The organism is Corallococcus sp. EGB (assembly GCF_019968905.1).
Lineage (GTDB): Bacteria > Myxococcota > Myxococcia > Myxococcales > Myxococcaceae > Corallococcus.
Genome location: NZ_CP079946.1, coordinates 6,601,122 through 6,614,060, shown reverse-complemented (window position 1 = coordinate 6,614,060; position 12,939 = coordinate 6,601,122). Strand labels below are relative to the sequence as shown.

Here is a 12,939-nt window from a genome sequence, read left to right as displayed (position 1 = left end):
CTCGAAGTCACTCCTGCTCGTCCTGCTTCGTCAGGCCCCAGTCCTTCAGGCGCTTGAAGAGGGTGGAGCGCGCGAGCCCCAGCTCCCGCGCCACGCGCTCGCGGTTGTTGTTGAAGCGGCGCAGCGCGGTTTCGATGATCTGCCGCTCCAGCTTCTCCAGCATCTGCTCCAGCGTCATGCCCGGCGGCAGCTCCGGCACGGTGATGCCCGTCTCGCGGTTGACCTCCTGATCGAAGGACAGGTCGCTCGCGTCGATGGACGGGCCCCTGCGCAACAGCAGCGCGCGGTGCACCACGTTGCGCAGCTCGCGGATGTTGCCCGGCCACGCGTGCTGCTGGAGCCGGTCCAGCGCGGCCGGCGTGAAGCGCACCGTCTGCCCGCGCGGGGCGAACGCGCGCACGAAGTGCTCCGCCAGCGCCACCACGTCCCCCCGGCGGTTGCGCAGGGGCGGCAGGTGCAGCGGCACGACGCACAGACGGTAGTAGAGGTCCTCGCGGAAGCGGCCCTCGCGCGCCGCCGCCAGCAGGTCGCGGTTGGTGGCCGCCACCACGCGCACGTCCACGTGCAGCGGGCGGCTGGCGCCCACGCGCTTGATTTCGCCGCTCTCCAGCGCGCGCAGCAGCTTCGCCTGGAGGTCCAGGGGCAGCTCGCCAATCTCGTCCAGGAACAGCGTGCCGCCGTCCGCCTCCTCGAAGGCGCCCTTGCGCGCGCCCACGGAGCCGGTGAACGCGCCCTTCTCATGGCCGAACAGCTCGCTCTCGATGAGCTCCTTGGAGATGGCGGCGCAGTTGACCGGGATGAGCGGCCGGTTCGCGCGCGGCGAGCACGCATGCAGCGCGTTCGCCACCAGCTCCTTGCCCGTGCCGGACTCGCCCAGGATGGTGACGGCCGCGGTGGACGGCGCCACGCGCTGGATGAGGTCCGTGAGCTGCCGCACCGACGGGTCGCTCCCGAGGATGCCGTGGAAGGCCTGCGCCTCCTTCTTCAGCGCGGGCACGGCTTCGAGGACAAGCTCCGCCTCGCCCACGCGCAGCGTGGTGGGCAGCGTCACCTCCGCCTCGAACAGGCGCACCGGCCCCAGCCACGTGCCGTTGGTGGAGCGCAGGTCCACGACGTGGAAGACGCCCTCGCGGCGAGTCACTTTCAGGTGCCGGCCGGAGATGAACCGGTCCTGGAGCACCAGGTCGTTGCCCGCGTCCTTGCCCACCGTGAAGCTGTCGCCCGTGAGCCGGTGCACGGCCTCGTTGCCGCCCTGCTTCACGCGCAGCTGCGCGGGCTGCCAGCGCTGGGCGTCGCGGTCCTGCACGGCGGTGGCGTTGCCGGCCTCCGTGGCGGCGTCCGCGTCCTCGCTGGCGCCATGCTGGCGGAACACCGCGCGCCACTGGCCCAGCTCGATGTCCGCGCCGTCCCGGAGGTCCGCGCGCTCCACCACCGCGCCCGCCACCTTCGTGCCCTTGCCGGAGAGGTCCTCCACGCGGCACTTCTGGCCATCCCACAGGAGGGCCACCTGCAGGCGGCTCACCTCCGGATCCGGAATGGCCACGTCGCTCGCGTCGCCCCGGCCGAGCACCACCCGCGCCCGGTCCACCGCCACCCGCAGCACTTCCTCGCCTCGACGGAAGAACACCAGCTCCGGCATTACGAACTCTCTCCCAAGCCCCCGGACATCGGGGCCGCGCGCAGCGCTTTACACGGCGCGTGCGCGGGCATCAACCGGGGCCCGCCCGGGGTGGGGGAGGGCCGGGAACGACCCTGCCCACCGCTACCGCTTGGGACCGAAGCGAGGGCTGCTCACCATGCCGGTGAGCCGGCCGCCGCGCCAACCCGGGTTGTCATGGTCCTGCGGCAGCATGTTCACCGCGAGCGCCAGGGGACCCAGCCGCTGCTGGAAGGCCTGCTCGAACTTCAGCTTCACGTCGAGCGCCAGCTCGCTGTACTCCAGCCGGCGGCCCAGCTTCACCGTGCCGGTGCCGGAGCCCTCCAGGTCCTCGCTCTTGATGTTCAGGTCGCGCACCGTGCCCAGGCCCTTGTCGAACTGGAGGTCGCCCTTCAATTCGCCCAGCAGCATGCGCGGCAGCTCCATGGCCATGGCGGGGCCGCCGCCCATGGGGATGGCCGCCTTGCCGCCCTTGATGGTGAGCCCCTGGGTGTCCAACGTCACCGTGCCGGAGGCCTGGGACCAGTCCACCGGCTGTCCGCGCATCATCGTCCCCGGGGCCTGGAGCGCCAGCTTCCCGTTGAGGGTGCCCTCCATGTCCACGCCCGTGTACTTCGGCAGGTTGCCGCCGCTGGCTTGCACGCCCTCGATGTCCACGTTCAGCGACGTGCCGCTCAGGCCGCCCACGTGCACGTCCACCGTGCCGCCCATGCCCTTCATCTTCACCACCACGCCAGGCGGGAAGAGGGACGGGCGCAGCGCCACGCTGTCGAAGATGAGCGCCTCGCCCAGCTCATCCGGGCCCAGGCCGCCGGACTCGCCGCGGGCGAGCGCCGCGATGGAGTCCGCGCCCAGCGGCGTGGGCGGCTTGCTCACGCGCACGTTGGTGGCGGTGACGCCGGACAGGCCGGGGCGCAGGCCGCCAATGCGCACCGCGAGCCCCTGCGCCGCGGCCTCCGTCACCAGCCGCGAGCGGACGGCGTCGTACGGGAACGTGAACATCAGGCAGAGGACGAACGCGGCCACCGCGAAGGCGGTGTAGCCCACGACGAGCTTCCAGCGGGCGGTCTTGGATTCAGTGGCCATGGGCTATTGCTTCATCCGGTAGGTGGCGACGGTCGTCCACGCCGTCAGGGTGTCCGTGGCGGGCCGGGGCTCCACGCGCAGGTACTTCACCTTCACGATGCCCGGGCCCGTCTCCACCGTGCGCAGGAAGTCCGTCAGCTTGCGCAGGTCCACGTCCGTGAAGGTCAGCTCCACGGAGCTCTCGATGATCTTCCCGTCCCCCACGCCCACGTCGCCCTTGGGCGTCATGTTGGGGACGGTGAGGCCCGCGGCGGTGGCCTTGTCCTCAATGTACGTGATGAGGCGCACGTTGCTCTGCGTGAGCTGCTGCTCCACGTTCTGCCGCTCCGCCTGCGCCTCGCCGTAGCTGGTGGCCAGCGCCTGGACCTCCTGCAGCTTCGCCAGCTTGTCCTGCGTGCGCCGGCGGTAGCCCTGCGCGCTGTTGGCGAAGCTAAAGAGGGTGACGAAGAGCACGAACACCAGCACCGCGGAGCCGGCAACCGCCACCAGCTTGCGCTCGCGGTCGGAGAGCCGCTCGAACCACGTCTGGAGGGGCGCGAAGAGTTCTTTGAGGTTTCCCATGTCAGGTCTCTCCCCCCTGCTTCTCGCCGGGGCACTGCACCTGCACGTCCAGGCGGAAGGTCACCTTCTGCCCGTCGCGAGTCTTCTCCACCTTGCCCTCCTTCACGTCCTTGAAGCAGCGGTGGCCCTTCAAGGCGGCGGAGAGCGTGTCGATCTGCTTGGAGCTGTCCGTCTCTCCCTGGAGCATCACGCGGTCCAGGTCCACCTGGATGCGGTCGAACTTCACCGGCACCTCCGGCGGGATGCGCTGGGTGATCTCCGCCAGCAGGTTCACCGCGGACATCGAGGGCAGCGCCGCGGCGGGGCTCTCCACGCCCTTGAGCATGTTCAGCGCGCGGTCGTAGTTCGTCTCGCAGGAGCCCAGGATGCGCTGGGTCGTCTTGCAGAGCACCGCGTCCACCTCCTTCTCGCGCCGCGACAGCACCGTGTTGCGCACGACGCCGAAGGCGACGAGCAGGAGCAGCAGCGTCACCGCGAAGGACGCCAGCAGGCCCAGCCGGTCCTTCACGTAGTCGTAGCCGCCCTTGAAGGCGAACTCGCCCCGGCGCAGGTTGAAGCGGGGCGCCCGGGCCCCGGCCGCGTTGCCGCGCATGGCCAGCGCGAACGCCTGCGCCGCGGACGGCACCTCCCGCGTGCCAATCTTCTCCACCGCGTCCGCCGGGAGCGCCAGCACGCGCACCGGCAGGTTCAAATCCTTGGACAGCTGCTCGGCCAGGCCCGGCATGCGGGACGTGCCGCCGCACAGCACCACCGCGGAGACCTGCCGGCGGGTGCGCGCGGCGAAGGACTTGAAGGACGGGCGCAGCTCGCGCAGCACCGGCTGCATGCCGCGCACGAAGGCGTTCGCGGCGCGCTCGGCGTCCGGCCCCTGCGCGGCGCTGGCCATGGCGCCGTGCGCTTCCTTCCACGCGTGGGCCTCCGGCAGCGTCGTCTGGAACTCCGTGGCCAGGGCGCGCGTCAGGTCGCGCCCGCCGCCCGCGAAGGTGCGCGCGAACTCCACGCCCTTGCCGGGCTGGCCAATGGCCACCGCCGTGCGCTCATGGCCGATGTCCACCACCGCCACCGGGCCACCCTCGCCCAGTCCCTCGAAGAGGCCGGGCAGCTGGGTGAACAGGTTCTGGTACGCGAGCCCCGGGTGGGTGATGACGCGCGGATCCACCTGGAGGCCGCTCAGCAGCGACAGGAGCGACTGGAGCTCCTCCTTCTTCACCACGCCCACCAGCAGGTCCGCGGCCTTGTCCTTGCCGCCGGTGTCCTTCTGGCCGACCACCTGGTAGTCGTAGACGACCTCCGAGATGTCGAACGGCAGCTGGCTGCCCACTTCGAAGGGCAGCGTCGCCTCCACGCGCTTGCTGTCGGAGAAGGGCAGGCTCACCGTGTGCGTGGTGAGGGACGGGCCGGGCAGGGCGATGACGATCTGGTCCACGTGCCCCTGCGGCATCTTCGCGAGCAGCTCCTCCACCGCGGCGCGCAGCGTCTCGGGGCGCTCGCCCTCCTGCGCGCGGCGCACCTCCGCGTAGGCCTGGGTGCTTTGGCTTTTCGCTCCGGAGTTGAGCACCACCCCCTTCACGGAGTGGCTGCCCAGGTCCAGGCCAAGAATGCGGGCCATGCTATTCCTCTCTGTAATACACGAGCTTGCCCAGCCCGTCGTCCAGGCGGATGACGGCGGTGAGCGTCTTCTGGACGCTGCCCGCCTCTCCCACGGACTTGATGGTGAAAGTCTTGCTCTTGTCGCCCAGGTAGCGGTTCTGCTGGACGTTGCCCTTGATGAGCGGGTTGACCGCGATGCCGGCCTGCTCCACCACGTTCAGGAAGTCCGCCACCGACATGCCGAAGAAGCTGAACATGCGCGCGGCGCGGATGCGGGTGATGAGCTCGTTGAGGAACACGGGGTCCGTCAGGCGCGGGTCCGGGTGGTTGGGGTCCGCGGCGGACATGATGGCCAGCCCCAGCATGATGGGGTCGTCGGTGTTGATGTTGGGCTTGGAGTTGATGTCCGGGTACACCGTGAGCCGGTCGCGGAAGGCCGCCATGAAGCGGTCGTTGACGCCATGCACGCGGTACAGCTCGTCCAGGCTGTCGAAGCGCGCGTTCTTGACGTCATAGCGCGGTTCGTAGCGGCTGTACGGGGAACCCTCGTCCGCGAAGCCGTTGACGAAGGGGTTGGTGGGGTCCCGGGGGTTGAGGCTGGACTGGGTGGTGTCATCGTCCGCCCAGTCCTTCAGCGCGATGACGGTGTCCATGGGCGTGGAGCGCACGTGGTTGGCGTCATCCTGCTGCCAGAGGAACTCGAAGCGCTTGTCGGAGAACATGTCCAGCATGCGCGAGGCGGTGGCCTGCGCCTCCGCGCCACCGGTGTTGAGCCGCATGACGTTGAGCTTCTCCTCTTCATCGCTGATGGTCGCGAGGAAGCAGCCCTCGAAGCCGCCGAAGGACCTGCGCTGCATCTGCGCCGCCATCTGCGTGGCCGCGCCCGCGTTCTCCCCCTCTTCGCCTTCCATCTGGAAGTGGGGGTCCACCGCCACGCTCCCCGTCTCCACGGGCCGGCCGTCCGCGTCCGCGGCGCCGTCGCTCTTCACCAGCCCCTTGAGCATGTGGCAGTCCACCCGCGCCAGCTTCCAGAGCTGGAGGTTGAGCGACTGCGGCTGGAAGTTGTTCGTGCCGGTGCCACCGCCTCCGCCGAGGGCCCCGCCCAGCGCGCCCAGGAGGCTCGCGGGGTTGGGGATGGGCGTCTGGTCCACCTGCTTCTGGAAGCGCAGGAGGAGCCGCCCCAGCGATAGGCCGGAGCGCGCCATGTAGTAGGCGCGCACTTCGTCGCGCTGGTTGGCGGCGAGCTGCAGATCCACGCGGCTGTTGTACGCGAACTCCGTGGCCACCACCGTGAGCAGCGTGATGGACACGAGCGCGATGATGAGCGCCACGCCGCGCGAGCGCCGGTGCTTGCGCTGCGCGGGCGTGCGCGCTGGCGCCTGGGAGAGGGCCGTCCGCGCCTTGCCGCGCCGGCGGGACGCCTGCTGGAAGTAGGGGAAGGCCATCAGTTGAACCTCTGCAGGGTCGTGTTGAGCACGATGCGCGTCTGCGTGGTGTAGCGCGCCTCCTTGCCCGACTCATCCAGGGCGATGACGGTGATGCGCACGCGCGTGGGGAGGATGTCCTTTCGCTCCGTGCGCCGCGTGTCCCATTCGTCGTCCCATTCCTTCTTGTCGGAGTCCCAGTAGGCGAACTCCACGCCCTTGACGCCCTCGAAGAGGACGTCCGTGGTGCCGCCCCGGTCCATGCGGTCCCCCACGTTGGGGTTCACCCGCCGCTTCAGGTCCATCCGCTGACGGGCGCCGCGCTCGGTGGAGTTCTCCACGAAGTACTCCACCACCGCCTGGTCGGACTCCTTCACGTCCGTGTAGAGGCGCTGGTGCGCGAACGTGGTGAAGGTCAGCTTGTCGCGCTCGCCAATGAAGTTGGTGGGCCGGTCGTTCTGGTCGCGGAAGCGGCGCAGGTCGTAGCGGTCGCTCACGAAAGCGGAGCCCACCTCCCGCGCCATGCGGTTGAGCGACACGCGCACCATGCGGTAGCGCTCCGCCTCGCCCTCCACGACCTCCTTCGCGTTGATGCCCGTCTGGAAGGCCAGGGCGACGACGGTGCCCATGAGGGCGGTGATTCCCACCGCCACCATGACCTCCATCAGGGTGAAGCCTCGCATGCGCCGCTTCATTGGATGCTCCCGCGTCCCGGCAGGCCGCGCAGGCCTCCGCCGCCGAAGATGCCGCCAGGCACGCGCGGGTTGATGCCGGTGTTGCCGGTGCCGCCGCCCTGCTGCCCACCCGGGTTGTTGAGCTGGTTGAGCATGGCCGCCCGGTTGACCAGCGGCTCACGCGTGTTGGGGTCCAGCATCTGCCCGTTGGGGCCGGGGATGGGGTTGTCCACCAGCTGGCCCGTGCGCGGATTCACCCACTGGTTCTCCGCGCCCGCCGTGCTGCCCGCGTTGGGCGTGAAGCCGCCGTTGCGGTCGCCGCCCGGCCCCAGCGACACGACGTGCGTCACCACGTCCACGCTCTCCACCTGGGTGCCTTCCTTCCAGTACACGGTGAGGTGCACCTCCCGGACGGACTTGGTGAGCTGATCCACCATCTGCGTGAACATGGGCTGCGCCATGCTCATGGCGGACGCGCCCAGGGGGCTGGCCGAGGTGCTGCTTCCGGGGGGCGTGCCGCCCTTGCCGCCGCTGGAGCCGCCGCCGAAGAGGCTGGCCAGGCCGCCCAGCGGGTCGCCGGAGTCGCCGCCGCCCATGGGCAGGTTGAAGATGGCGCCGATGAGCTGCTCCGGCGTCACGCCGTCCGTCTTGGGCGCGATGACGCGGGCGCGCCACTTGAACTGGGGCCAGCCCTCCGCGGAGAAGTCGCCGGACTGCTCGTCGTCGTCCGCTTCGAAGCCGTCGTCGTAGAGCTTCTGCTCCAGGTCCGTCATCTTCGAGCGGGCCAGGAGCGCGGCCACGGTCAGCCGCTTGGTGTAGACGTGGTTCGCCACCGCGCCGGAGTTGAGGTCGAAGATGGCCATCAGAGCGACGCTCAGAATGGCCATGGCCACCATCGTCTCCAGCAGGGTGAAGCCCCCGCGCCTGCGCGTTGGGGTCCTCATGAGCGGGGCACCTCCAGGGCCTCGGATGCGATGAACACCTTGCCCGTCAGGGGTGACACGTCGAGCGTCCAGGCGTTGTCACCCTGACGCAGGAACACCATCGCCTTCTCCGTGTAGCCCTGCGGGAAGAAGTAGAGATAGGCCACGCCGCTCTCCACCGGAGCGCGCTGCTGCCGCGTCCACACCGACACCGCCACGCCCGCCGGAAGCTCCTTGGGGGAGATCTCCTCCGCGGTGTACGCGGAGAAGGTGGACTGGGACTCGATGCGGTTCTTCTCCTCGTCCATCAGCTCCTGCGCGGACGGCTGCGAGCCCTCCGAGCGCGTGTAGTTCTTGCGCGTGTCGCCGCCGTTCCTGCGGTCGCGCGCGGCGCGCTCGCGGTCGCGCGCTTCGTCGCGGAGCGCCGAGTCCCGGTCTCGCGAGGTGGTGACGCCGCCCGCGGCGCATTCCGCGTGGTAGCGCGTGGGCTCCTCGCGCTTCGGGTCGGGGATGTCGAACACCAGCCGGCACGTCCGGCCGCTGAGCGCCGCCGAGTCGTAGAGCGAGCGGATGACACCCGCCAGCTCCGTGGCGCTGCCCTTCGCCTTCGCGCCGGTGATGGCACCAATGCCAAGGGTCACCGCCGCGAACATCACGGCCGCGATGGCCAGCGCGATGGAGATTTCAATCAGCGTGAGGCCGCGCTGGGCGCGGTGACGGCGGGCGGGAGTCATGAACATGACGGGCGTCATGGCTGCACCTCCTGTGCCATGATGCCGCCGCTGAAGAGGTCCGCGGCCTCGCCGGTGCCGCCGGGCCTGCCGTCGGAGCCGAACGACAGCACGGCGCCCGTCTTGCCCACCATGCGGTAGACGTAGGGGTGGCCCCACGGGTCGAGCGGCGGGGCGTCAATCACCTTCGACTCGATGAGCGGCGTGAAGCCCTGCTCCTGCGAGGGGAAGGAGCCCATCAGCCGGTGGTAGGCCTTGAAGAGGCCCTCCAGGCGGCGGATCTGCTCCCGGGCCTGGCGCTGGGTGGGCGTGAGGGTGTTGTCCTCGGTCACCCACACCAGCGTGAAGGCGAGCAGGGTGGCGGCGCCGAAGACGCCCAGCAGCAGCAGCCGGCCGCGGCGCTGCGAGCGGGCGAGCGCCTGCTCGCCGGAAACGGCTCGCGCCTCACGCGCGGACGTCGATGAGGAAGTGTGCTCGGGGGTCATCACGGGCATTCCTACGACAACACGCGGGAGGCGCGGCTTTGCTTCCGCAGAACGGCCGTTACTGCTTGGCGTTCTGGTCCTTGGAGGAGATGTCGGCGTCGGAACCCTCGCCGCCCGGGTTGCCGTCCGCGCCGTAGCTGGTGATGACCGGCTTGCCGCCCTCGTTCATGTAGACGTACTCGCGGCCCCAGGGGTCCACGGGCATGCGCTCCAGGTTGTTGGTGTCCACCAGCGCCTTGAGGCCCGTGGCGGTGTCCGGGTACGAGCCCTTCTTCGTGTAGTAGAGCTTCATCGCGCTCTGGATGTTGCGGATGTCCAGGCGGGCCGTGTCCTGCTTGGCCTCTTCCAGCTTCGGGATGACGGCCACGCCCACCGCCGCCGCGATGAGCCCGAGGATGGTGATGACCACCATGATCTCGATGAGGGTCATGCCGCGGTTCTTGCGGCGCTGCTGCTTCCTGGCGTTCGTCGTCGTCGTCATGTCTTCCTCACCTTCGGGTGACTTTCTGGCAAGCCACCGCGCAATGGGTGTGTCGGGATGTCAGAGGGGTTGATTCAGGGGGCCGTGCCCGCGCTGGAGGCGGCAGGCGGGTCCCGGTGGGCGTAGAGGGTGGCCCCCACCGTCGCCAGCGTGGCGGCCAGGGCCAGCAGGCCCGTCAGCGTCGCGCGCTGGATCCACCGGTCGAGCGTGTCGTTCATCGCGAGGCTCCCTCCACCTAATGGATGGCCGTGTTCACCTGCAGAATCGGCATCAGGATGGAGAGCGCGACGAATGCAATCATCACGCCCATCACCACGATGAGCATGGGCTCCAGGAGGCTGGTGAGCGCCCCGATGCGCACGTTCACCTGCGTCTCATAGGAGTCCGCCACCGACAGCAACATGTCCTCCAGTTGCCCTGATTTCTCACCGATGGCGACCATGTGGTACACGAGCGGCGGGAACTGGCCGGAGCGCTTGAGCGGGTTGGCGATGCTTTCGCCCTCGCGGATGGATTCGCGGGCGTTCTCCACCGCGTCCGCGAGCACCGAGTTCGTCATCACCGCCTTGACGATGTCCAGCGCGGCAAGCATGGGCACGCCGCTCTTGAGCAGCGTGGCCAGCGTGCGCGCGAAGCGGGAGATGGCGAGCAGGCGCACGAGGCTGCCGAAGATGGGGGCCTTGAGCGCGAAGCGGTCCCACTTGGGCTTGCCCTTGGGGCTCTTGGTCCAGCGCATGAACATCACGCAGCCGGCGATGAAGGCCGGAATGATGATGAACCACCACGACTGCATGAGGTTCGACGCGGCGATGAGGATGCGCGTGTTGAGGGGCAGGGTGGCCTTCATCGTCTCGAAGATCTTCGTGACCTTCGGGACGACGAACACCATCAGGAGCACCAAAATGCCGCCGCCCACCGCCAGCATGATGACGGGGTAGATCATCGTGCCGATGATCTTCTGCTGCAGCTTGGCCTGGTTCTCCGTGAAGTCCGCCAGGCGTAGGAGCACCTGGTCCAGCGCGCCGGAGGCCTCGCCCGCGCGCACCATGTTGATGTAGATGCTGGGGAAGATCTTCGGGTGCTGGGAGAAGGCGTCCGCCAGGGACGAGCCCTCGTTCACTCGCTGCTTGATGTCGGACAGGGCGCGCTTGAGGCGCTCCTTCTCCGCCTGGTCCACCAGCGCGTTGAGCGAGTCCACGATGGTGACGCCCGCACCCAGGAGCGTGGCCAGCTGCCGGGTGAGGATGGCGACGTCCTCGGTGGACACGCGGCCGCGGCCCAGCTTGCGCAGGTCCACGTCGCGCGCGAGCAGGTTCGCGTTGGCGCCCTTGGCGACGCCCGCGCGGCTGCCTTCCGCCTGACCCAGCACGTCCGTGAGGAAGATGCCGTCCGCGCGCAGCTTGGAGCGCAGCGTCTTGGGCGAGTCCGCCTCCAGCAGGCCCTTCTTCTGCCTGCCCTGGGAATCAAGGCCTCTGTATTCAAAGACGGGCATGGTGGACTAGATGTCCTCCTGCGTGATGCTCAGCACTTCGGCGATGGTCGTCTCGCCCAGGGCGATCTTCCGCACGCCGTCGTCGAGCAGCGTCGTCATGCCCTTGGACAGGGCGGACTTCTTGATGGTGGACGCGTCCACGTTCTTGAGCACCAGCTGGCGCACGTCGTCGTCCACGAAGAGGAACTCGTAGATGCCGGAGCGGCCGCGGTAGCCGTTGCGGTTGCAGGACGGGCAGCCCACCGCGCGGTAGATGCGGTCCGTGCCGAACTTCGCCTTGAAGCTCTCGACCGTGTAGCCCAGCTCCTTCAGGTCCGCGTCCGTGGGCGTATAGGCCTGCCGGCAGTCCGGGCACACCCGGCGCACCAGGCGCTGGGCGAGGATGCCGGTGAGCGACGACGCCACGAGGAAGGGCTGCACGCCCATGTCCACGAGTCGCGTCACGGCGCCGGCCGCGTCGTTGGTGTGCACCGTGGAGAGCACCAGGTGGCCCGTGAGGGACGCCTGGATGGCGATCTCCGCCGTCTCCTTGTCGCGGATCTCACCGACCATGATGACGTCGGGGTCCTGGCGGAGGAAGGAGCGCAGGCCCTGCGCGAACGTGAGGCCGATCTTCGGCGCGATGGCCATCTGGCCAATGCCCTTGAGCTGGTACTCGACCGGGTCCTCGACGGTGAGGATGTTCAGGTCCGGCGTGTTGATCTTGGAGAGCGCGCCGTAGAGCGTGGTCGTCTTGCCGGAGCCCGTGGGGCCCGTCACCAGGACGATGCCGTGCGAGCGCTTGATGACCGACTCCATGTTGGCCAGCACCTGCGGGCTCATGCCGATCTCCGCCAGGTCCAGCAGCGTCGCCGTCTTGTCCAGCAGACGCATGACGATGCGCTCGCCGAAGGACGTGGGCGTGGTGGACAGACGGATGTCGATGTCGCGGCCCGCGAGCTTGATGCGGATGCGGCCGTCCTGCGGCAGGCGCTTCTCCGCGATGTTCAGCTGCCCCATCACCTTCACGCGCGCGATGATGGAGTTCTGGTAGCGCTTGGGCGGCTTGATGACCTCCTGGAGCACGCCGTCGATGCGGAAGCGCACCAGGAGCTCGCGCTCCATGGGCTCGATGTGGATGTCGCTCGCGCGCTCCTTGGCGGCGCGGAAGAGCACGGAGTTCACCAGCCGGATGACGGGCGCTTCGTCGTCCGCGTCCAGCAGGTCCTTGGGCTCCTCCAGCTCATGGGCCAGCGAGTCCAGGTCCTCCGTGGTCTCCATCTCGTCCACGAGCGCCTCGGCCTCGTTGACGGAGCGGTCGTACACGCTGTTGATGGCGTCCACGATGGTGGAGGCGAGCGCGATGCGCGGCTGGATGCCCTGGCCCAGCAGCAGGCGCGCGTGATCCAGCGCCGTCGTGTCCAGCGGATCCGCCACCGCGAGCACCACCTCGTCGCCCTCCAGGGAGAGCGGCAGCAGCTGCGTCTGGCGGGCGAAGTTGATGGGGATGCGCTTGACCAGCTCCGCGTCCACCTCCTCCGCGAAGATGCGCTGGAGGTAGGGCAGGTCCAGCTGGTGGCCGAGGGCGCGGGACACGTCCTCCTCGCTCACGGCCTTCATGCCCACCAGGATTTCGCCCAGACGCCCGCCCTTCTCCTGCTGGGTGGCGAGCGCCTCCTGGATCTTCTCCGGGGTGAGGCTGGGAACGAGCGCGCGGAGGATTTCGCCCAGCGGCCGGCCGCAGAGGTACGCCAGCCCGTGGCCGACGACCTGCGTGGCGTCGTTGCGACCGCCGGACAGGTCGGGCGTCGCGGCGGAGCCTTGGGAGGTGGTGGTGTCGGCGGTCAGGTCCATGG

General features: G+C 69.3%; 13 protein-coding genes. All 13 read right to left on the bottom strand.

All coding sequences use genetic code 11. The annotated features are described in order from the left end of the window. Nucleotides 1-7: 7 nt before the first annotated feature. The 13 genes from KYK13_RS27045 to gspE all read right to left on the bottom strand — a co-directional run bounded on the left by KYK13_RS27045 (nt 8) and on the right by gspE (nt 12,937). The gene (locus KYK13_RS27045; RefSeq protein ID WP_223635185.1) at nt 8-1,639 is read right to left on the bottom strand and encodes a sigma 54-interacting transcriptional regulator; all 1,632 of its coding nucleotides are present in this window, start codon (nt 1,637-1,639) and stop codon (nt 8-10) included. Between the two features lie 123 nt (nt 1,640-1,762). After that, nucleotides 1,763-2,743 (bottom strand): type II secretion system protein GspN, encoded by a 981-nt coding sequence (gspN, locus tag KYK13_RS27040; RefSeq protein WP_223635182.1) that lies wholly within the window; start codon nt 2,741-2,743, stop codon nt 1,763-1,765. A 3-nt stretch (nt 2,744-2,746) separates the two neighbouring features. Next, the gene (gene gspM, locus KYK13_RS27035) at nt 2,747-3,304 is read right to left on the bottom strand and encodes a type II secretion system protein GspM (protein ID WP_223635179.1); all 558 of its coding nucleotides are present in this window, start codon (nt 3,302-3,304) and stop codon (nt 2,747-2,749) included. Between the two features lies 1 nt (nt 3,305). Next, the gene (gene pilM / locus KYK13_RS27030) at nt 3,306-4,913 is read right to left on the bottom strand and encodes a pilus assembly protein PilM (protein ID WP_223635176.1); all 1,608 of its coding nucleotides are present in this window, start codon (nt 4,911-4,913) and stop codon (nt 3,306-3,308) included. Between the two features lies 1 nt (nt 4,914). Next, entirely contained in the window at nt 4,915-6,339 is a 1,425-nt protein-coding gene (locus KYK13_RS27025; protein ID WP_223635172.1) for a type II secretion system protein GspK, read from the bottom strand. Further along, the gene (locus KYK13_RS27020; RefSeq protein WP_223635170.1) at nt 6,339-7,013 is read right to left on the bottom strand and encodes a type II secretion system protein GspJ; all 675 of its coding nucleotides are present in this window, start codon (nt 7,011-7,013) and stop codon (nt 6,339-6,341) included. The genes KYK13_RS27025 and KYK13_RS27020 overlap by 1 nt, the downstream gene beginning before the upstream one ends. Continuing rightward, nucleotides 7,010-7,936 (bottom strand): prepilin-type N-terminal cleavage/methylation domain-containing protein, encoded by a 927-nt coding sequence (locus KYK13_RS27015; RefSeq protein WP_223635168.1) that lies wholly within the window; start codon nt 7,934-7,936, stop codon nt 7,010-7,012. The genes KYK13_RS27020 and KYK13_RS27015 overlap by 4 nt, the downstream gene beginning before the upstream one ends. Next, the gene (locus tag KYK13_RS27010; protein WP_223635165.1) at nt 7,933-8,667 is read right to left on the bottom strand and encodes a Tfp pilus assembly protein FimT/FimU; all 735 of its coding nucleotides are present in this window, start codon (nt 8,665-8,667) and stop codon (nt 7,933-7,935) included. The genes KYK13_RS27015 and KYK13_RS27010 overlap by 4 nt, the downstream gene beginning before the upstream one ends. After that, nucleotides 8,664-9,131: a type II secretion system protein GspG gene (locus KYK13_RS27005; protein ID WP_223635162.1), complete on the bottom strand. Its 468-nt coding sequence runs from the start codon at nt 9,129-9,131 to the stop codon at nt 8,664-8,666. The genes KYK13_RS27010 and KYK13_RS27005 overlap by 4 nt, the downstream gene beginning before the upstream one ends. A gap of 58 nt (nt 9,132-9,189) precedes the next feature. Further along, on the bottom strand, nt 9,190-9,612 hold the full coding sequence (gene gspG / locus KYK13_RS27000) for a type II secretion system major pseudopilin GspG (RefSeq protein ID WP_223635160.1): 423 nt from the start codon (nt 9,610-9,612) through the stop codon (nt 9,190-9,192). A 74-nt stretch (nt 9,613-9,686) separates the two neighbouring features. Further along, complete coding sequence (locus KYK13_RS26995; protein ID WP_223635157.1) at nt 9,687-9,830, bottom strand: hypothetical protein; 144 nt, start codon at nt 9,828-9,830, stop codon at nt 9,687-9,689. Between the two features lie 17 nt (nt 9,831-9,847). Beyond that, nucleotides 9,848-11,104 (bottom strand): type II secretion system inner membrane protein GspF, encoded by a 1,257-nt coding sequence (gene gspF, locus KYK13_RS26990; protein ID WP_223635155.1) that lies wholly within the window; start codon nt 11,102-11,104, stop codon nt 9,848-9,850. Nucleotides 11,105-11,110: 6 nt separating this feature from the next. Beyond that, on the bottom strand, nt 11,111-12,937 hold the full coding sequence (gene gspE, locus KYK13_RS26985) for a type II secretion system ATPase GspE (RefSeq protein ID WP_223635154.1): 1,827 nt from the start codon (nt 12,935-12,937) through the stop codon (nt 11,111-11,113). Between the last annotated feature and the right edge of the window lie 2 nt (nt 12,938-12,939).